Origin of the sequence: Flavivirga aquatica, from assembly GCF_001747085.1 — a bacterium.
Classification (GTDB): Bacteria; Bacteroidota; Bacteroidia; order Flavobacteriales; family Flavobacteriaceae; genus Algibacter_C; species Algibacter_C aquatica.
This window is the reverse complement of record NZ_MDJD01000028.1, coordinates 149,987-171,106: the sequence shown is the minus strand read 5'-3', so window position 1 is coordinate 171,106 and position 21,120 is coordinate 149,987. Positions and strand designations below refer to the sequence as shown.

The following is a 21,120-nucleotide window of genomic DNA, read 5'->3' as shown; positions in this document are numbered from 1 at the left end:
ACGAGTATAAACGTTTTGAAAAGATATAGCAGAAAGCCTGCCCCTTGTGGTAACGCCTTAAATATCAATTTTTTCCTACGAAATATCTAGTTAACTTTTAAATTGTTATAAATATTAATACATAAGAATAATTTCAACTGTTTAGATTACAAAAAGATACGTTCTTAAAATTAATGATTAAATAATTCATTTTTTTCTTGTCTGTTTAAACTAAAAAATTATTTTTGCAAAAAAATTAAACGAATAAAAAATGTATTGGACGTTAGAATTAGCATCTTATTTAAGTGATGCACCTTGGCCGGCAACAAAGGATGAACTAATAGATTACGCTATTAGAACAGGAGCACCATTAGAAGTTGTTGAGAATTTACAATCTATTGAAGATGAGGGAGACTCTTATGACTCAATTGAAGAAATCTGGTCTGATTACCCCACCGACGAGGATTACCTCTGGAATGAAGATGAATATTAAGTAAAGCATAAAGAATATAAAAAAGTCTCGAATTGAGACTTTTTTTTTGTTCTAAATCTTTATATAACACCATAACAAGCTGTATATTTGGGTGCATTTTGTTATGCACATAAAAATAAACATAAAACGAGTCACACTGGACATTATCAAAATTCAAAATATATTTTTAAATTTTGAGAGTAAGGGCAACTTACCAAAGTGTAACATATAAAATAATAACAATGAGTTTTTTAAATTCTGTATTAAAAGTATTTGTTGGAGACAAATCGAAACAAGATGTTAAAGCCATCACACCTATTGTAAATAAAATAAAAGCATTAGAATCTGCCATTGCTAACTTATCTCACGATGAGTTAAGAGCCAAAACTACTGAGTTTAAAGCTACTATTGCAGAAGCTATTAAACCTATAAATGATAACATAGCAAAACTTCTTGAAGAAGCTGAAAACACAGAAGACATTGATAGACGTGAAGATATCTATCAAGAAGTCGATAAACTTAAGGATGATGCTTATGAAAAAACTGAGACTGTTTTAAATGATATTTTACCAGAAGCTTTTGCTGTTGTAAAAGAAACGGCTAAACGTTTTACAAACAATACATCAATTACTGTTACGGCTAACACTTACGATAGAGAATTGTCTGGAACTAAGGATTATGTAACATTAGATGGAGATAATGCTACTTGGGCAAACTCTTGGGATGCAGCTGGAAAAGCCATTACATGGGATATGATACATTACGATGTACAGCTTATTGGTGGTATTGCTATGCACCAAGGTAAAATTGCAGAAATGCAAACAGGTGAGGGTAAGACATTAGTTGCTACCCTACCTATGTATTTAAATGCGTTATCTGGACAAGGTGTACACTTGGTAACTGTTAATGATTATCTTGCAAAGCGTGATAGTGCATGGATGGCTCCTCTTTTTCAGTTTCATGGATTAACGATAGATTGTATAGATTACCACAGACCAAATTCTCCAGAGCGTATCGCGGCTTATAATGCAGATATTACTTACGGAACCAATAATGAGTTTGGTTTTGATTACTTACGTGATAACATGTCGCATGCTCCAGACGATTTAGTACAACGCCCTCACCATTTTGCTATTGTAGATGAAGTCGATTCTGTTTTAGTTGATGATGCGCGTACTCCATTAATTATTTCTGGTCCTATTCCTCAAGGTGAGCGTCATGAATTTACTGAGTTAAAACCTAAAGTAGATAATATTGTAAGCGTACAGCGTAAATATTTAACTGGTGTTTTAGCCGAAGCTAAAAAGCTTATAAAAGAAGGCGATACTAAAGAAGGTGCTTTCCAATTACTACGTGTATATCGTGGTATTCCTAAAAACAAAGCACTTATTAAGTTTTTAAGTGAAGAGGGTATTAAACAACTACTTCAAAAAACAGAAAACTTCTATATGCAAGACAACAACCGCGAAATGCCTAAGGTTGATGCCGAGTTGTACTATGTTATCGAAGAAAAGAATAATCAAGTTGAATTAACAGATAAAGGGATCGAATATATCTCAGGTAAAGACGATCCAGATTTCTTCGTTTTACCAGAAATTGGAATTAAGGTTGCTGAGATTGAAAAACAAGGACTTCCTGTTGAAGATGAAGCAAATCTTAAAGAAGAGCTATTTAAAGAGTTTGGTGTAAAATCTGAACGTATTCATACATTAAATCAACTTTTAAAAGCCTATGCTTTATTTGAAAAAGATACACAGTATGTGGTGATGGAAAATAAAGTAATGATTGTTGATGAGCAAACTGGTCGTATTATGGATGGTCGTCGTTATAGCGATGGTTTACACCAAGCGATTGAAGCTAAAGAAAATGTAAAAATTGAAGATGCTACACAAACTTTTGCAACTGTAACACTTCAAAATTACTTTAGAATGTACCGTAAACTTTCTGGTATGACGGGTACAGCGGTTACAGAGGCTGGAGAATTCTGGGAAATCTATAAATTAGATGTTGTTGAAATTCCAACCAATCGCCCTATTGCTCGTGATGATAGAGAGGATTTAGTTTATAAAACAAAACGTGAAAAGTATAATGCGGTTATAGATGAAGTTACTAAACTTTCTAAAGCTGGTCGTCCTGTATTAATTGGAACAACATCTGTTGAAATTAGTGAGTTACTTGGTAAAATGTTAAGCATTAGAAAAATACCGCACAACGTATTAAATGCCAAACAACATAAAAGGGAAGCTGATATTGTTGCCGAAGCTGGAAATGCAGGACAGGTAACTATAGCAACCAATATGGCGGGTCGTGGTACAGATATTAAATTATCTGATGCCGTTAAAGCTGCTGGTGGTTTAGCCATTGTTGGTACAGAACGTCATGATTCGCGTCGTGTAGACAGACAGTTACGTGGTCGTGCCGGTCGTCAAGGAGATCCAGGAAGTTCGCAATTCTATGTATCGTTAGAAGACAACTTAATGCGTTTATTTGGTAGTGAGCGTATTGCTAAAATGATGGATAAAATGGGATTAAAAGAAGGTGAAGTCATTCAGCATTCTATGATCTCGAAATCTATTGAACGTGCACAGAAAAAAGTTGAAGAAAATAACTTTGGTGTTCGTAAGCGTTTATTAGAGTATGATGATGTTATGAACGCACAGCGTGAAGTGGTTTACAAACGTCGTAAACACGCTTTACATGGAGAACGTCTACGTGTAGATTTAGCAAATATGATTTTTGATACTTCTGAAGGTATAGCGGAAACAAATAAAGGAGCTAACGATTATAAAAACTTTGAGTTTGAATTGATTCGTTACTTCTCTATGAGTTCTCCTATTACCGAAGCTGAATTTGGTAAATTATCTGCTCAAGATATTACTTCAAAAATATACAAAGGCGCTTTCGATCATTATAGAGAAAAAATGGAACGCAATGCCGAACTTGCTTTCCCTGTAATTAAGAATGTATATGAAACGCAACGCGATAAATTTAAACGTATTGTAGTACCTTTTACAGATGGTATTAAGAGTTTAAACGTAGTTACAGATCTTGAAAAAGCATATGAAACTAACGGTAAGCAATTAATTACAGATTTTGAAAAGAATATCACACTTGCTATTATTGACGATTCTTGGAAAACGCATTTACGTAAAATGGATGAGTTAAAACAATCTGTACAATTAGCAGTCCACGAACAAAAAGATCCTTTACTTATTTATAAATTTGAAGCTTTCGAATTGTTTAAGGCCATGATTGACCAAGTGAATAAAGAGGTTATTTCATTCTTATTTAAAGGGGAGTTACCACAGGAAACACAAGACACTATTCAAGAAGCCAGAACAAGAAAACAGGAAAATTTAAACGTTCAAAAAGACGAAATCCCTAACCTAGACGAACGTTCTGCTCAAAATAGAGCTGCTGGCGAAACACAACGTCAACAAGAGGTTGTTGAAACTATTGTTCGCGACAAACCAAAAATTGGACGTAACGATCGTGTTACTATCAAACACGTTATTAACGGTGAAAATAAAACAGTTAAATACAAACAAGCCGAACCTTTATTAGAAAAAGGTGAATGGGTGATTGTTGAAGATTAATAAAAACAAATGTCATTACGAATGAGGTACAACAAAGTAATCTCTTCAATTGAAAAGAGGTTACCTCAATAAATAAAATTTTACTTCGTAAAGACTCTTATAAATATTAAAATCCTAATAGTTTTCTATTGGGATTTTTTTTATGAGCTATCAAATGCAAAAGTTCAAATTTATAAAAAAAATCTACTTATATTGGTTTAATAATTGAGAAAATTTGATTAGGGCATAACTTTGCATTTTGTCTTATCATTAATTAAAAAAACAAAAATGAATAAAATTTTAAGCCCCTTACTTTTTGCAATCATAATTTTATTGCAAAACTGTTCAACTCAGGAAACTATTGAAGAAGCTGAAACCATTGAAAAAACTATTGAGAAAACGCAATCTTTCAAGACTATTGCAAATGTGACATATAAAGTTGTAAGCTTTAATCCAAATACTAATATATGTACTCAAATTTCCGATCTACCAAATAATTCTTACTTAGAACTTAGTTTTGGTCAAACTAATATTATTAGTTGTGATATTCTAATTGAAAATAAATCAAATATTATTATTAACGGAAAAAATTCTTATCTAAAATATGAAGACTCTACTAGGGAAGGTTTAAAAATAAAAGTAGTCAACAGTCAAAATATTATTATTGAAAATTTTAATATTGATAACAATAATACAAAACCACATTATACACTTGACCCTACAAATACATCTGTTTCAGGCAGAATTGAAGTCATAGAGTCCAATTCTATAGAATTTAATTCTGTGAATATGAATAAACAACAACGGTTCGGAGCTGTACATGGAACAGTAGCTCAAATACTTTTTAAAGAAACAACTAATTCCTCTATTACAAACTGTAAAATGGATTATGCCGATGGAGAACTTATTTACCTACTAGCCTCCAAAAACTGCTTAATAGATAATAATTTTTTAAATGAAGGAGCCTCCGGAATTGCAACTGCAGGTTTCGAAGAATCAGGTGTTAGTAAAATTGGTTACGATAATAAAATTATTAATAATACAGTTGTCAACTCTGCTACAGCTTTTATAACTATTAACGATCGAAATGCTCTTGTAGAAGGTAACTATATATATAATGATGATAGTTCCAAACTTCACGGACCTGGAATTAGATTTGGACACAAAAAAGAATATTTACATGCTAGTAATGCCATTTGTAGAAATAATATAATAAAAAATCTTAAATATCCCAGTCCCCAACCAAAGGATCCTAATAGCACGTCAACAGATACTCTTTACTATAGCCCTGTAGGCATAAAAGTTGATTATACACAAAGCTCTGAGTCAAACCAAACATATACAGATTTAATTATTGAAGGAAACATAATAACCAATTCTCAAGGAGGGATAAAAGTTTCTAATCAATCTGGACAATATATGCTTATAAAGGACAATAAGATATCTTCAACAAAATTATTTTCTATTGATTTACTTTCTCCTGCTGATAGTATACACCAAACAAAGCCTCAATATGCATTAATATCTAATAATACATTAGCATCAGAGAGTGGAGTAATCAAAATATTCAACACCAACGCTACACTAATAAATAATAATATTTTATCAAATTCAACAAGTATTCACAACAAAGCTATTTCAATACAGAATGTATATAATACTGGCGATTTTCCAAATGAAATTAAAATTAAAAATAATATTTTAGAATTGAATAAAGACAACGGGATATACTATGATGGTGATAGCTTAAAAAATGCATTAATAATGGATAATTTGATTAATAATGGAAATATAGGTGTGTTTTTAGGAGGTCATGAAAACTTAATAAAAGGAAACATAATAAAAGGTTGTAATAGTAGAAGTATTTATATTCGGTTTAGAAGTGTTAATACTACAATTTCAAATAATGATATCTATAATGATTTTGAAAATTCAGTCTATTTGCATAGTACAATAGGAACATCTATTATTAACAACAAATTTAATTTTACAGGTAAAGATGCATATGCTTGGGCTGTATGGAAAAATAGCCCCACAACCAATATTAGTTGCACTATTGAGAACAATATCCTAAATAATTTTCATCATGAAAGTAATTAAAAAAACTAATGACTACAATGTTCTATGTATTACTTGTTATAAAACAACTGAAAATTAGATATTATTGAAAGTTAATATCATTACGAGGAGGTACAACGAAGTAATCTCTTTAATTGAAAAGAAAAGTTGCCTCAATAAAAATTTACTTTACTTCGTAAAGACTCTTATAAATATTAAAATCCTAATAGTTTTCTATTGGGATTTTTTTATGAATTATTAATAAATAACCCAGCAGTAAACTGCGAGGAATTTTTTAGATTGAATACAAGAACTTTATCTTTGAACTATAAATCAATAAACAAATAGAAATGAAAAAAACATTAGTATCAATTATAGTAATTGGAATTACTTTTCTTAGCCACAGCCAAAACAAAATTGAATCAAGTGGAGACGTCGGAATTGGAACAACAAATCCACTAGGTAGTTTACATATAAAGAATAGTCCCATGTGGTCAAGTGCTAATTATGGTGCTAATTTGTTAATTGATGGAAATCGTAATAACTCAATCGCTTTTTTAGATGCTAACTCATCAAGCCCTTTAGCTATTACAAATCACTTTGGTAAATTCTTTTTTTCAAAAATGCCAGACTTAGGAAATAAAACTTCTGCTCCTACTAATTTATTAACAATTAACAATACTGGTGATGTTGGAATTGGAACAACAAATCCACTAGGCACTTTACATATAAAGAATAGCCTCATGTGGTCAAGTGCTAATTATGGTGCTAATTTGTTAATTGATGGAAACCGTAATAATTCAATCGCTTTTTTAGATGCTAACTCATCAAGCCCTTTAGCTATTACAAATCACTTTGGTAAATTCTTTTTTTCAAAAATGCCTGACTTAGGAGATAAAACTTCTGCTCCTACTAATTTATTAACAATTAACAATACTGGTGATGTTGGAATTGGAACAACAAACCCAGATATGAAGCTTACTGTAAATGGAAATATTCATGCTAAAGAAGTGAAAATAGATTTAGATATCCCAGCTCCTGATTATGTTTTCAAAAAAGGCTATTATTTAAGAAGTATAGAAGAAATAGAAAATTTCATCAAAAAAAATAGCCATCTCCCAGAAATACCGTCCGCAAAAGAATTTAAACAAAATGGAATAATGCAAGCAGAAATGGATATGAATCTTCTAAAAAAAATTGAAGAACTAACTCTTTATACTATACAACAGCAAAAAGAGATTAGAAGATTAAAATTAATAGAGGAAAGAGTATCTGAAATCGAAAAATTACTTAAGTCAAAAAAAATAAAATAACTTATATCACATTGTAGTCTATCCCATTTTTAGGGAAGGCTACACTATAATCCATTTATTTTATACCCTTTTTTTTTATAAAAACTACTAATAAAACCCCTCCAAGTAGAGAAACTATCATATTAATAACAAACAAAAAGGCATTAAAAATTCTAGGTTTCATTATAGATACAGGATCAAATCCTAAACGTCCAAATACTTTTATAAAAAGAATACTACCAAATACACCAGCTATTGTATTACCAATAAGCCCTATATTGTATTTTCTATAAAGTAAACCAAATACATTTGTACCAACTATCCCAACAATAATACTTATTAATGATATTAAAGTATCAGTCATAATTACTTTTTAGTGACCATAATCCATGTCATCAATTTTACCTCCCATAAGTCTCTTTTGGATAATCATATATACAAAAAGAAGAATAAAACCAATAATTCCCCAATTTAAAGCAACTGACAAGCCATATTCAGAAGCTGCTGTATTGTATATAGTAAGTGACTCATTTACATTATTGGTAGATGGTAATATCACCGGAAATAACGATGCTAAAGAAGCTGTTATACCTCCAATAATCAATAAAGTAGATAGGATAAAACTATATATATCTTTTTCTAACCGTTTAATAAAAAATAAACCTATTAAACCTGATAAGTAAACAAGTGGAAATACAAATAAATAAGGCCTTTCTACAAAGTTGCTGAAAGCATTTGGATTGATATTTAACCAAACAATAACAGATAATATCGTTAATAAAAGTAATACGATATTTAATCTAAAAACGATAGTTTTAAGTTTTTCATTTATAGACGATTTAGTTTTTAAAACAATCCAATTAGCTCCATGTATAGCTAAAACAACTACAGATATTAATCCTATTATAATGGTAAACCAATCTATAACTCCAGGAGTTTCATTTAAAGGACTAAAATCACTATTCCAAAGAGGTAAGAAAAAGAAATGTCCTTCATGAACAGAAACCCCATTTTCAACAGCACCTAAATTAACACCCCTTACAATATTCCCTAAAGCAACTCCAAAAAAGAAAGCTAATAATAAACTAGATATTCCAAATGATTTATCCCAAATATCTTTCCACATTTGATAACTAAATTGCCCTCTAAATTCTAATCCCATAGCTCTAAAAATAATAAGCCATAATACAATTATTAGAGGTAAATAGAAGCCACTAAATACAGAAGCGTAAAATGTTGGAAAAGCCATAAATAACGTACCTCCAGCTGCAACAAGCCAAACTTCGTTAGAATCCCAAAACAAACCTGCAGATTTTGTTATAACCTCTTTATCTTTTTCTTTTTTAGCAAAAAATAAATGAATAATCCCTGCTCCAAAATCGTAGCCATCTAAAATAAAAAATACCGTTAAAATTGTAGCTATAATTATATACCAAAATAATTCCATAATTTAATGTTTTTGTGGTTTTGGTCCTTGGTGTATGGTTTTACCTACTAGTACTAAAAAAAGCAGACCTAATAACATATATAAAGCTACAAACCCTAATAAAGTAAATAATGTATTTCCAGATGATACGGTTGGAGAAATACCATCACTCGTTTTTAATAGTCCATATACTAAATAAGGTTGTCTTCCTAATTCTGCAACATACCAACCTGTAAGATTTGCTATATATGGAAACGGAACTAAAAACATAATACCCCAAAGCAAAGGCTTAATAGTATACAATTTTTTTCGCCATAAAAAGAAAGCAGACAACCCCATAATTCCTATAAAAATAGTACCTAAACCTACCATGATATGATAAGCGTAATAAAGTGCAGGTATATTATCGGGAAGTTCTTCTTTTTTAAATTTGTCCATTCCTAAAATTTGTCTATCCCATTCTTGATAAGTCAAAAAACTTAAAATATTAGGAACTGCTATTTTATTATCTAATTTTTTCTCTACCATATTGGGCTGACCAATAAGCACAATTTCTGCTCCTTTGGGTTCTGTTTCAAAAATCCCCTCCATAGCAGCAAAAGATGCGGGTTGATATTTTGCTACATTTTTAGCATTCCAATCTCCAGTTGGAAAAGCAACTAAAACACTTGCTGTAAATCCAAAAACCACTCCTGTCTTTAAAAAAAGTTTACCGTACTCTTTATTTTTATTTCTTAAAATATAAAAAGCACCTATACTAGCAACCACAAAAGCAGAAGTAATTAATGAAGCCATTTGGTTGTGCAAAAATGTAGGTAACAACCATGGATTTTTAAATAATGCAGAAAAATTTTCTAAAACATAGGTTCCATTATCTAAAATTTCATAACCTACAGGATGTTGCATCCAAGCATTGGTAGCTAAAATAAAATAACCACTACCCCAAGAACCTAAAAAGACCAAGAATCCAGTAAGGAAATGTAGTTTCTGTCCCATTAGCTTTTCTCCAAAAATAAAAAGTGCTAAGAAAGACGATTCTAAAAAGAAAGAAAATGTTCCTTCCATAGCTAATGTTTGACCAATTATCCCACCTGTAAGTTCAGAAAATTTAGCCCAATTAGTACCAAATTGAAATTCCATAGGAATTCCTGTAATAACCCCCATAGTAAAATTAACTGCAAATATTTTCATGAAAAATTTTGCCGCATTATTGTATTTTTCAATTTTATTACGAAGAAATTTCCATTTAAAATAGACTATCATTAAAGACAATCCCATGGTTAATTGCGGAAATATATAGTGAAAGGTGATAGTAAATGCAAACTGCAGTCTATCATAGAAAATCATATCTTCCATTTAGAATATTATTTGTTAAACAAATATACTGCTATACAGCTACTTTTTAAAGGGAAACTTACTATTTTGTTTGTCAAAAAACAGTACCTATATTTCATAAGAATTACCTGTAAACACTATTATCTATTCAAATCTTACATAGTTCATTTACAAATGGAAATAGACTGTCTTTTTTAAATTAGTACCCTAAAAGCAGAGCTTAGAGGAATTGATTAAAAAATGGACTTCCGCAACTATCAGAACTCTTTCTTGAATAGCCTTATAATCCATTTTTAATTAAGCGAAACAATTATTCAAAAAATCTGCCGTTCTACATTAAAAAGCCCCTGAAAATGAAAAAATCTACTTCAAAAACAAACAAGCTTTTAAACTTATCATTGTATATTTTTATAGTAATAATTTTTATTAATTGTTCTAGTGAAAGCACTTCTAACCCCAATATAGACATTCATAATCCACTTAAAAATTCTGAAAGTGGTCCTGCTGCAGGTAATCCCAATGGCACTTCTTCTATTCCTCCCGAAGCTGGTACTGAAGATGTCACCAATCCTGATAATATAATAGGTAACGGTACTCCAGAAAGTTGTAATTGCGATGCTGTTGTAAACGCTATTGCTAAAGGAGGTAAAATTACTTTTAATTGTGGAGAGGAGCCAATTACAATTATAATGGATAAACCCGCTAAAGTTTTTAATAATACTAATCAAAATGTTATTATAGATGGTGGAGGTTTAGTTACATTAAGTGGTGGCGGAAATACAAGAATACTGTATATGAATACCTGTGATTCTAATCAAGTCTGGACAACAGACCATTGTCAAAATCAAGATCACCCAAGACTTACTGTTCAAAACTTAACCTTTGCAGATGGTAATTCAACTAATGAAACAGAATATAATGGCGGTGGAGCTATCTGGGTACGAGGAGGTAGGTTTAAAGTTGTTAATTGCAGATTTTTTAATAACATATGTGCTAGTACAGGACCTGATGTTGGCGGTGGAGCTATTAGAGTATTTAGTCAATATAACAACCTACCTGTCTATATAGTTAATAGCACATTTGGTGGAGATGTAGGCTATGGTAACATTGGTTCTAATGGAGGAGCAATTAGTAGCATTGGAGTTTCTTGGACGATTATAAATAGCTTATTTTCTCATAATAGCGCTATTGGCAATGGAGGAAACCCTTCACAATCTGGAACTCCAGGTGGTGGAAGTGGTGGTGCCATTTATAATGACGGAAATACCATGACATTAACCGTTCTAGGTTCATTAATTGAACAAAATGAGGTTAATTCATTTGGTTCATCTATATTTTTTGTTAGTAATGATCACTCTGGAAATATTAAAATTGATAACTCTACTATTATTAATAATATAGGAGGTTCATGGTACCCTGTACACCCAAGTATTTCAATGCACAGCGATACACTTATTGAAGTAACAAACTCAACTATAGAATAATTGAATTCTTATAAAATACGTTAGGCTATTAAATTTTGGATATCTGTATATCTATAACTTCATAAAAACTTTAAACTCACAATTAAAATCATATCTGAGTTTATTTTGAACACTACCTATTCTTCATATGATGCTCCAGATTATCTTTAACCATCTCTGTTTAATGCAAATATTTTTTACCTCATAAATTCGACTAACAAGTTACACTTCAAAACTTGAATATTTTAATACCAAAATTATGATATTCATACAACTAAGATATAATATAATTTTTCGTACAAAAAATTAAACTATGATATTAATCATATTTAGTAAGCTGGTAAAGACACTCTAAACAAAACTTCTTAAAACACAGCATAACTAACTCATTTACATATTACATAAAAAAAATAAAATAATCTAAAAAAGAACATTTTGTTGCATTAATAAAACCATATGTTTTACTAATTTTTCGTACATGAACATACCTTTGTAAGTGTTAATAAAATATTAAGAAAGAATTAACCTATTATAAATAAATCTAACATAATACTTTCATGTTAAACTAGACTAAACTAAACCGCTTAGCTGATAGACAGCTAAGGTAATTTTTTAACATTAAATCTTTATTATTATGACTAAATTAGCCCCAATAGCACGTTTGATGCTATTAGTAATTTTAATGACCTCATTATCCTTTTCTGGGTATGGTCAAACTGTCGATGTCGATGGTACATCGCCCTATCGAAAATGGGATAAAATTGTCCTTTCGCTTACACTTCCATCAAACGTAACTGAGTCAAACACTAGCTTTAGAAACACAAGAATGGATGTCCTTTTCACAGACCCTAGTGGAAAAAAAATTAGAGTTCCTGGTTTTTTCGCTGCAGATGGCAATGCTGCAAATACCAATGCCAAGTCTGGTAAGATTTTTAAAGCCTACCTAAGACCATACCAAACTGGTAATTGGAAATATCAAGTACTTTATTACACAGGAAATGATGTCGCTTTAAAAAACGTGAACCAATTACCTAATCCAACACATAACTTAACTGGTACTATTGGAAATGTTACTGCTACAAATGCTACGCTTCCTGACTTGAGAGCTAAAGGGCGTCTGCAATATCAAAAAACTGGTACCAATAATCAGAGACGTTACCTAAAATGGGCAGAAACTGGAGAACATTTCTTAAAGTTTGGACCCGACTCTCCTGAGAACTTACTTAACTACGAAGGTTTTGACCATGACGTCAACAAAAACAATTGTACAAAATGTACAGAACACTCGTTTAGTCCTCATTCTAGCGATTGGAATACAGGAGACCCTACATGGGATGGCAACAAAGGTAAAAACCTTATTGGAGCTGTTAATTATTTAAAAAATCAACAAATGAACTCCATGTCTATGTCTTTGTTTGGTGGGGATGATACAAATGTATTTCCATGGACAGATCCTAGAGATAAGTTTAGATATGATGTGTCTAAACTTGAACAATGGGAAATTGTTTTTGACCATGCTGAAAAAAATGGCCTTATGCTTCACTTTAAATTAGCGGAAGCTGAAAACTATAAAAAACTATCATTCGATCAAATTAAGGTATACTATCGTGAAATGGTAGCTAGATATGGACATCATTTAGCCATTGAGTGGAATATCTCTGAAGAATATGGAAAGGATGACAACAATAACGATGCTGCTCCTGCTAATGTAATTCCTAGAATAGATTGGTTAGCTAGTATAGACCCTTGGCAAAATCACAGAGTACTTCACACATATCCAGGTAGACATGAAAAATACTATAACTACCTAATTAATAACAATGCCAAATTAACTGGGGCTTCTGTTCAAAGTTCTAGATCAAATAATTATGATGATGCATATGATGGGAAATCTGGAATAAAAACTTGGATTAACAAATCAAAAAACAATAATATTCCTTGGGTGGTTGCTAGTGATGAACAAAATCCTGGGGATACTGGAATGTTTACTTCTGAATCCATTAGTAATTACAACGTAAAAATTGAGGCTAGAACAAAAATTCTTTGGAAAGGCCTTATCGCTGGTGGTGCTGGTGTTATGTGGTATGGTGGGAAAAATGGAGATTTTAGAACTGAAAACTTCAATAGATTTGCTACTTTATTTGACTGGTCTAAAATTGCAATATTACAATTTTTTGAAGGTAATGCTCTTGAATATTGGAAAATGCAAAACAACGATGCTTTAGCTAGTGGTAATAAAAACAGATGTTTAGCTCAAGAAGGTAAAACATATATTATTTACTTAGAAAACGGAGGTTCTTCAAACTTAAACCTTACTGGTCAATCAGGAAACTTTAAAGTTAAATGGTTTAACCCTAGAAATGGGGGGAGTTTACAAAATGGATCTGTTAGAACTATTACCGGTGGTGGAAACAAAAGTATAGGAAATCCTCCTAATAATACAAATTCTGATTGGGTAGCATTAGTTACTAAAGTTGGAGGTCCTAATGTAGCGGTTACAGGTATTAATGTAACTCCTGCTAAAGTAACAATAGAAGCTGGTAAAACTTTTACTTTAGTAAGATCTATTACTCCAAACAATGCTTCGGATAAAACGGTATCTTGGGATTCAAGTAACCCAAGTATAGCTACTGTTAATTCTAATGGTATTATTACTGCTGTAGCTAAAGGTGAAGTAACTATAACTGGTACTACTCAAGATGGTGATTTTACTAGTAGTGCTGTTGTTACTGTAACTGCGGCTCCTGTTGTTGAAACGGGATGTCCTTTTGAAGAAAAAAATGGTTTACTTATTATAGAAGCTGAAAATGTTCAAAATTATGACGAGGCCTTGTTTACTCTTGAGACTGGAAAAGTAGGAACAACAAACCCTACTGGAACTGGTTACTTAAGATACAATGGACCTGATCATTATGGTGCTCAAGTAGCTGCTCACACAGTGGCTTACAAAATCAAAATTAATAACCCTGGTGAATATCAATTTATATGGAGAAATGTAAGAGACCCTAAAGCTACTACTGGAGATGCTGCAAATGATAGTTGGTTACTTATAAAAGATAACGGAGCTAGATTTTATGGTAAAAAAGGTGGTACTGAATATACCTTAACTAAACATACTAAACTTTGGGTGCAAAAGTCTGATTTTGTATACGAATGTTTTGGTGAAACTCATCAAGGTGGTAAAAAAATAAACAGTATGAGTATATGGGTTGACTTCCCTACAGCTGGAGAATATACTATTGAATATGGAGGTAGATCTAATGGTCACAGTGTAGATAGATTAACATTATTCAAAGCAAACCAATCTGATGCTGCTAAAAATGTTAACACTCCTGAATCTAAACAAGAAGGAAACTGCGAACCAGCTAACCCTGACCCAGATCCAAACCCTACTACATGTTCTGATTTATCTTTAAACGCTGTAGATTTCCCTACTGCTAGAATAGCTGGGTTCTCTCCAGCATATATACATGTTGCAGAAAATGCCTTGGCTATAAACGCTGCTCAACATAAAAACAAGTTTGCTGCCGTTGCTCAAAACTTTGCTGGAGCTGATGGTACTTACGATATTACCATTACGACTTTAGCTGAATTAGACGGAGAATCTACTTATAGAATTAAAGTTGGAGGTACTGTAATTGGAACATATAAAAACCCAACAACAACAGTTGATTATACACCTACTACTAAAACTTGGACAGGCATAAATGTGAAAAAAGGAGATCCTATTCAAGTTGAATTTAATTCTCACACTAATGGGACTATACCTGAAGGAAATACTACGGCATACTCAAGAGGTAGATGGACTAAATTAGAGTTTACTTGTAATGGAGTTTCAAATCCAGATCCAATTCCTAATACGGAATCAATAGCATTTTCTAATTTCCCTGCTTCGTTTGGAAACAAAAAAACTACTTTCCCTATTCAAGTAACGTACTCAGCTAAAGTAGAAAGAGATATTAACGTCGCTTTAAAAAGCCCTACTAATAATCATATTGCAGATCAAACTATTACGGTAGGTCCTGGAACTAATAAAACTGTTACTGTAAATGTAACGATTCCAACGCCATTAGCTACCGATTCTAACTATAGACTAGTTGTCGCTTTACGTCCTGTAGGTGGTGGTTATTCAACAAATATTGACAAAAAAGTTGGTTTATTTAATATCGAAACAGCACAGACTTGTGAAGATAGTGTTAATTTCACACCTCCCACATCAATAGCGGCAAGTAAAAGTTACGATATAGATGTAACATATACTGCATGCCAATCTAGAGACATTATAGTAGAATTCTGGAAAACAAAATGGATAGCTTCTGGAAAAGTAACTGTTCCTGTAGGAAGTGGTAAAACTACAATAACAGTAAACCTTCCTGCTAATCCTGTACTAGGAACTGATTATATTTGGAAAACAAGTATCAGACCCGAAGGAACTAACTGGATGTCTAATATTGATACAAAACAAATCAACAACGTAACTGTTACTGCTTCCGCAAAACTTCTATTAAGCAAAAAAACTTCTATAAAAGAACCTAATTTAACTGTTTACCCTACACATGTAAATAATATAGATTTAACAATTCAATTATTAAACGTAAAAGGATTTGCTAAATACATTATTACAGACATAAATGGTAGGTTTATTACATCTGGAATATCAGATAAAAGTACAATTACTATCCCTGCTTCTGTACTAAATGCTAAAGGTATTTATATCTTAAAAGTTAATGTAAATGGAAAACAATTCATTAAGAAAATTGTAAAATAATAATAGTTTACAAAATTGTCTCTAAACTAAAAAGAGACACAAATCGAACCCTCTGAACTATCAGGGGGTTTGTTCTTTAAAGAAACTCAAATACCTAAACTCTTTTAAGTAAAGTAACTAAAAAGTCTACAGTCACGGGGAATACTACTCTAAAATTAATCCAATCTCAGCTAGTGATCAAAACCTAATATTAGGACTAACAGATGTTAAAGAATTGGCTTCATTCATTATCACAGATATAAATGGTAGATCAATTACATCTGAAGATTCAGATAACACTATCATTCATCACTATTCCTTCAAATTTTCTAAAACCTAAATCTACATATAAAATATTAATAGGCAACGATTCATAAATAAAATCATAAGATAATACACCATTGAAGTTTTTAAAAAATTAAATCGCTCCCTCAAGATAATTTTAAGAGGTTTATATTTAAAAAAAACATAAACACTTTAATAAAATATTAATTATTGATAAAATTATAACTATTTATTTTAGTTTTTAAAAACAAATTAACAATTATAATAAATAAAACACACATAAACCATCCATTATACTGAAATATAAACAATCCTACAAAGCAATAAACTTTTTCTTAAAAACCTTCGTAGATGTAAGTAAGAACTTAAACATATTTTATTATCACAATGTAATATGAAACCTAAAACCTTAGCTGATAGACAACTAAGATATTTATTAACTATAATTTATTATTATGACTAAATTAGCCCCAATAGCACGTTTAATGCTATTAGTAATTTTAATGACCTCATTATCCTTTTCTGGGTATGGTCAAACTGTCGATGTCGATGGTACATCGCCCTATCGAAAATGGGATAAAATTGTCCTTTCGCTTACACTTCCATCAAACGTAACTGAGTCAAACACTAGCTTTAGAAACACAAGAATGGATGTCCTTTTCACAGACCCTAGTGGAAAAAAAATTAGAGTTCCTGGTTTTTTCGCTGCAGATGGCAATGCTGCAAATACCAATGCCAAGTCTGGTAAAATTTTTAAAGCCTACCTAAGACCATACCAAACTGGTAATTGGAAATATCAAGTACTTTATTACACAGGAAATGATGTCGCTTTAAAAAACGTGAACCAATTACCTAATCCAACACATAACTTAACTGGTACTATTGGAAATGTTACTGCTACAAATGCTACGCTTCCTGACTTGAGAGCTAAAGGGCGTCTGCAATATCAAAAAACTGGTACCAATAATCAGAGACGTTACCTAAAATGGGCAGAAACTGGAGAACATTTCTTAAAGTTTGGACCCGACTCTCCTGAGAACTTACTTAACTACGAAGGTTTTGACCATGACGTCAACAAAAACAATTGTACAAAATGTACAGAACACTCGTTTAGTCCTCATTCTAGCGATTGGAATACAGGAGACCCTACATGGGATGGCAACAAAGGTAAAAACCTTATTGGAGCTGTTAATTATTTAAAAAATCAACAAATGAACTCCATGTCTATGTCTTTGTTTGGTGGGGATGATACAAATGTATTTCCATGGACAGATCCTAGAGATAAGTTTAGGTATGATGTGTCTAAACTTGAACAATGGGAAATTGTTTTTGACCATGCTGAAAAAAATGGCCTTATGCTTCACTTTAAATTAGCGGAAGCTGAAAACTATAAAAAACTATCATTCGATCAAATTAAGGTATACTATCGTGAAATGGTAGCTAGATATGGACATCATTTAGCCATTGAGTGGAATATCTCTGAAGAATATGGAAATGATGACAACAATAACGATGCTGCTCCTGCTAATGTAATTCCTAGAATAAATTGGTTAGCTAGTATAGACCCTTGGCAAAATCACAGAGTACTTCACACATATCCAGGTAGACATGAAAAATACTATAACTACCTAATTAATAACAATGCCAAATTAACTGGGGCTTCTGTTCAAAGTTCTAGATCAAATAATTATGATGATGCATATGATGGGAAATCTGGAATAAAAACTTGGATTAACAAATCAAAAAACAATAATATTCCTTGGGTGGTTGCTAGTGATGAACAAAATCCTGGGGATACTGGAATGTTTACTTCTGAATCCATTAGTAATTACAACGTAAAAATTGAGGCTAGAACAAAAATTCTTTGGAAAGGCCTTATCGCTGGTGGTGCTGGTGTTATGTGGTATGGTGGGAAAAATGGAGATTTTAGAACTGAAAACTTCAATAGATTTGCTACTTTATTTGACTGGTCTAAAATTGCAATATTACAATTTTTTGAAGGTAATGCTCTTGAATATTGGAAAATGCAAAACAACGATGCTTTAGCTAGTGGTAATAAAAACAGATGTTTAGCTCAAGAAGGTAAAACATATATTATTTACTTAGAAAACGGAGGTTCTTCAAACTTAAACCTTACTGGTCAATCAGGAAACTTTAAAGTTAAATGGTTTAACCCTAGAAATGGGGGGAGTTTACAAAATGGATCTGTTAGAACTATTACCGGTGGTGGAAACAAAAGTATAGGAAATCCTCCTAATAATACAAATTCTGATTGGGTAGCATTAGTTACTAAAGTTGGAGGTCCTAATGTAGCGGTTACAGGTATTAATGTAACTCCTGCTAAAGTAACAATAGAAGCTGGTAAAACTTTTACTTTAGTAAGATCTATTACTCCAAACAATGCTTCGGATAAAACGGTATCTTGGGATTCAAGTAACCCAAGTATAGCTACTGTTAATTCTAATGGTATTATTACTGCTGTAGCTAAAGGTGAAGTAACTATAACTGGTACTACTCAAGATGGTGATTTTACTAGTAGTGCTGTTGTTACTGTAACTGCGGCTCCTGTTGTTGAAACGGGATGTCCTTTTGAAGAAAAAAATGGTTTACTTATTATAGAAGCTGAAAATGTTCAAAATTATGACGAGGCCTTGTTTACTCTTGAGACTGGAAAAGTAGGAACAACAAACCCTACTGGAACTGGTTACTTAAGATACAATGGACCTGATCATTATGGTGCTCAAGTAGCTGCTCACACAGTGGCTTACAAAATCAAAATTAATAACCCTGGTGAATATCAATTTATATGGAGAAATGTAAGAGACCCTAAAGCTACTACTGGAGATGCTGCAAATGATAGTTGGTTACTTATAAAAGATAACGGAGCTAGATTTTATGGTAAAAAAGGTGGTACTGAATATACCTTAACTAAACATACTAAACTTTGGGTGCAAAAGTCTGATTTTGTATACGAATGTTTTGGTGAAACTCATCAAGGTGGTAAAAAAATAAACAGTATGAGTATATGGGTTGACTTCCCTACAGCTGGAGAATATACTATTGAATATGGAGGTAGATCTAATGGTCACAGTGTAGATAGATTAACATTATTCAAAGCAAACCAATCTGATGCTGCTAAAAATGTTAACACTCCTGAATCTAAACAAGAAGGAAACTGCGAACCAGCTAACCCTGACCCAGATCCAAACCCTACTACATGTTCTGATTTATCTTTAAACGCTGTAGATTTCCCTACTGCTAGAATAGCTGGGTTCTCTCCAGCATATATACATGTTGCAGAAAATGCCTTGGCTATAAACGCTGCTCAACATAAAAACAAGTTTGCTGCCGTTGCTCAAAACTTTGCTGGAGCTGATGGTACTTACGATATTACCATTACGACTTTAGCTGAATTAGACGGAGAATCTACTTATAGAATTAAAGTTGGAGGTACTGTAATTGGAACATATAAAAACCCAACAACAACAGTTGATTATACACCTACTACTAAAACTTGGACAGGCATAAATGTGAAAAAAGGAGATCCTATTCAAGTTGAATTTAATTCTCACACTAATGGGACTATACCTGAAGGAAATACTACGGCATACTCAAGAGGTAGATGGACTAAATTAGAGTTTACTTGTAATGGAGTTTCAAATCCAGATCCAATTCCTAATACGGAATCAATAGCATTTTCTAATTTCCCTGCTTCGTTTGGAAACAAAGAAACTACTTTCCCTATTCAAGTAACGTACTCAGCTAAAGTAGAAAGAGATATTAACGTCGCTTTAAAAAGCCCTACTGATAATCACATTGCAGATCAAACTATTACGGTAGGTCCTGGAACTAATAAAACTGTTACTGTAAATGTAAAAACGCCTAAAAGATTAACTGTTGATTCAAATTACAAATTTGTTACAGCATTACGTCCTATAGGTGGTAATTATTCAACAAATATTGATAAAAAAATAAAGTTTGCTGATATCGTAAATGCACCAGCAAAATTAGTATTAAGTAATGATATTAATGTAGATAAACCTAATTTAATTGCTTATCCAAGTCCTCTTGGAGATAAGGATTTAACAGTTGATTTATCTGGTGTAAAAGGATCTGCTTCTTATATTATTTCAGACATGAATGGTAGATCTATTACATCTGGAACATCATATGAAAAGACTATAACTATTCCTTCTTCTGCATTAAATGCTAAAGGTATTTATATCTTAAAAGTTAATGTAAATGGAAAACAATTTATCAAGAAAATTGTAAAGTAATAATAATTTCACAAAACGGTCTCTAAAGTAAATAGAGATAGTAAAATCGAACCCTCTGAACTATCAGGGGGTTCTTTTTTTATATTATAGTAACAGTATTATATTATCGATCAACAAAAATTTATTTTTATTTCTTATTACCCCTCTCCTATTTATTAACAATAAGTTCGCTTCATAACTCTTTTAAAATTTTATTTTCCAATTATGTATA

General features: G+C 31.9%; 10 protein-coding genes. 7 read left to right on the top strand and 3 right to left on the bottom strand.

Annotated elements, in window-relative coordinates:
• Positions 1-250 precede the first annotated feature (250 nt).
• The 4 genes from A8C32_RS05875 to A8C32_RS05860 all read left to right on the top strand — a co-directional run bounded on the left by A8C32_RS05875 (position 251) and on the right by A8C32_RS05860 (position 7,397).
• Positions 251-472, top strand: a complete 222-nt coding sequence (locus A8C32_RS05875; protein ID WP_019387375.1) for a DUF2795 domain-containing protein — start codon at positions 251-253, stop codon at positions 470-472.
• A 221-nt stretch (positions 473-693) separates the two neighbouring features.
• Entirely contained in the window at positions 694-4,047 is a 3,354-nt protein-coding gene (gene secA, locus A8C32_RS05870) for a preprotein translocase subunit SecA (RefSeq protein WP_069829509.1), read from the top strand.
• Between the two features lie 267 nt (positions 4,048-4,314).
• The gene (locus A8C32_RS05865; protein ID WP_069829508.1) at positions 4,315-6,126 is read left to right on the top strand and encodes a right-handed parallel beta-helix repeat-containing protein; all 1,812 of its coding nucleotides are present in this window, start codon (positions 4,315-4,317) and stop codon (positions 6,124-6,126) included.
• A gap of 308 nt (positions 6,127-6,434) precedes the next feature.
• Positions 6,435-7,397, top strand: a complete 963-nt coding sequence (locus A8C32_RS05860) for a hypothetical protein (protein WP_069829507.1) — start codon at positions 6,435-6,437, stop codon at positions 7,395-7,397.
• A gap of 55 nt (positions 7,398-7,452) precedes the next feature.
• Here A8C32_RS05860 and A8C32_RS05855 read toward each other — a convergent pair whose 3' ends face one another.
• Genes A8C32_RS05855 through A8C32_RS05845 form a run of 3 tightly spaced genes read right to left on the bottom strand, consistent with a single transcriptional unit; the run spans position 7,453 to position 10,158 of the window.
• A complete protein-coding gene (locus tag A8C32_RS05855) occupies positions 7,453-7,740 on the bottom strand; it encodes a hypothetical protein (RefSeq protein WP_069829506.1) in 288 nt (95 codons plus the stop codon).
• A 9-nt stretch (positions 7,741-7,749) separates the two neighbouring features.
• Positions 7,750-8,823 (bottom strand): cytochrome d ubiquinol oxidase subunit II, encoded by a 1,074-nt coding sequence (cydB, locus tag A8C32_RS05850; RefSeq protein WP_069829505.1) that lies wholly within the window; start codon positions 8,821-8,823, stop codon positions 7,750-7,752.
• Between the two features lie 3 nt (positions 8,824-8,826).
• The gene (locus tag A8C32_RS05845) at positions 8,827-10,158 is read right to left on the bottom strand and encodes a cytochrome ubiquinol oxidase subunit I (protein ID WP_069829504.1); all 1,332 of its coding nucleotides are present in this window, start codon (positions 10,156-10,158) and stop codon (positions 8,827-8,829) included.
• 332 nt (positions 10,159-10,490) lie between these two features.
• Here A8C32_RS05845 and A8C32_RS05840 point away from each other — a divergent pair, with 332 nt between their 5' ends.
• The 3 genes from A8C32_RS05840 to A8C32_RS05830 all read left to right on the top strand — a co-directional run bounded on the left by A8C32_RS05840 (position 10,491) and on the right by A8C32_RS05830 (position 20,909).
• On the top strand, positions 10,491-11,621 hold the full coding sequence (locus A8C32_RS05840; protein WP_069829503.1) for a hypothetical protein: 1,131 nt from the start codon (positions 10,491-10,493) through the stop codon (positions 11,619-11,621).
• A 613-nt stretch (positions 11,622-12,234) separates the two neighbouring features.
• On the top strand, positions 12,235-16,368 hold the full coding sequence (locus A8C32_RS05835; RefSeq protein ID WP_069829502.1) for an Ig-like domain-containing protein: 4,134 nt from the start codon (positions 12,235-12,237) through the stop codon (positions 16,366-16,368).
• 719 nt (positions 16,369-17,087) lie between these two features.
• Positions 17,088-20,909 (top strand): Ig-like domain-containing protein, encoded by a 3,822-nt coding sequence (locus A8C32_RS05830; protein ID WP_069829501.1) that lies wholly within the window; start codon positions 17,088-17,090, stop codon positions 20,907-20,909.
• Positions 20,910-21,120: the final 211 nt, after the last annotated feature.

What these genes read in the sequence shown, in the direction of transcription:
- cydB (WP_069829505.1), bottom strand. Translation starts at nt 8,823, where the DNA reads ATGGAATTATTTTGGTATATAATTATAGCTACAATTTTAACGGTATTT.
- A8C32_RS05860 (WP_069829507.1), top strand. Translation starts at nt 6,435, where the DNA reads ATGAAAAAAACATTAGTATCAATTATAGTAATTGGAATTACTTTTCTT.
- A8C32_RS05840 (WP_069829503.1), top strand. Translation starts at nt 10,491, where the DNA reads ATGAAAAAATCTACTTCAAAAACAAACAAGCTTTTAAACTTATCATTG.
- A8C32_RS05835 (WP_069829502.1), top strand. Translation starts at nt 12,235, where the DNA reads ATGACTAAATTAGCCCCAATAGCACGTTTGATGCTATTAGTAATTTTA.
- A8C32_RS05845 (WP_069829504.1), bottom strand. Translation starts at nt 10,158, where the DNA reads ATGGAAGATATGATTTTCTATGATAGACTGCAGTTTGCATTTACTATC.
- A8C32_RS05875 (WP_019387375.1), top strand. Translation starts at nt 251, where the DNA reads ATGTATTGGACGTTAGAATTAGCATCTTATTTAAGTGATGCACCTTGG.
- A8C32_RS05830 (WP_069829501.1), top strand. Translation starts at nt 17,088, where the DNA reads ATGACTAAATTAGCCCCAATAGCACGTTTAATGCTATTAGTAATTTTA.
- A8C32_RS05865 (WP_069829508.1), top strand. Translation starts at nt 4,315, where the DNA reads ATGAATAAAATTTTAAGCCCCTTACTTTTTGCAATCATAATTTTATTG.
- A8C32_RS05855 (WP_069829506.1), bottom strand. Translation starts at nt 7,740, where the DNA reads ATGACTGATACTTTAATATCATTAATAAGTATTATTGTTGGGATAGTT.
- secA (WP_069829509.1), top strand. Translation starts at nt 694, where the DNA reads ATGAGTTTTTTAAATTCTGTATTAAAAGTATTTGTTGGAGACAAATCG.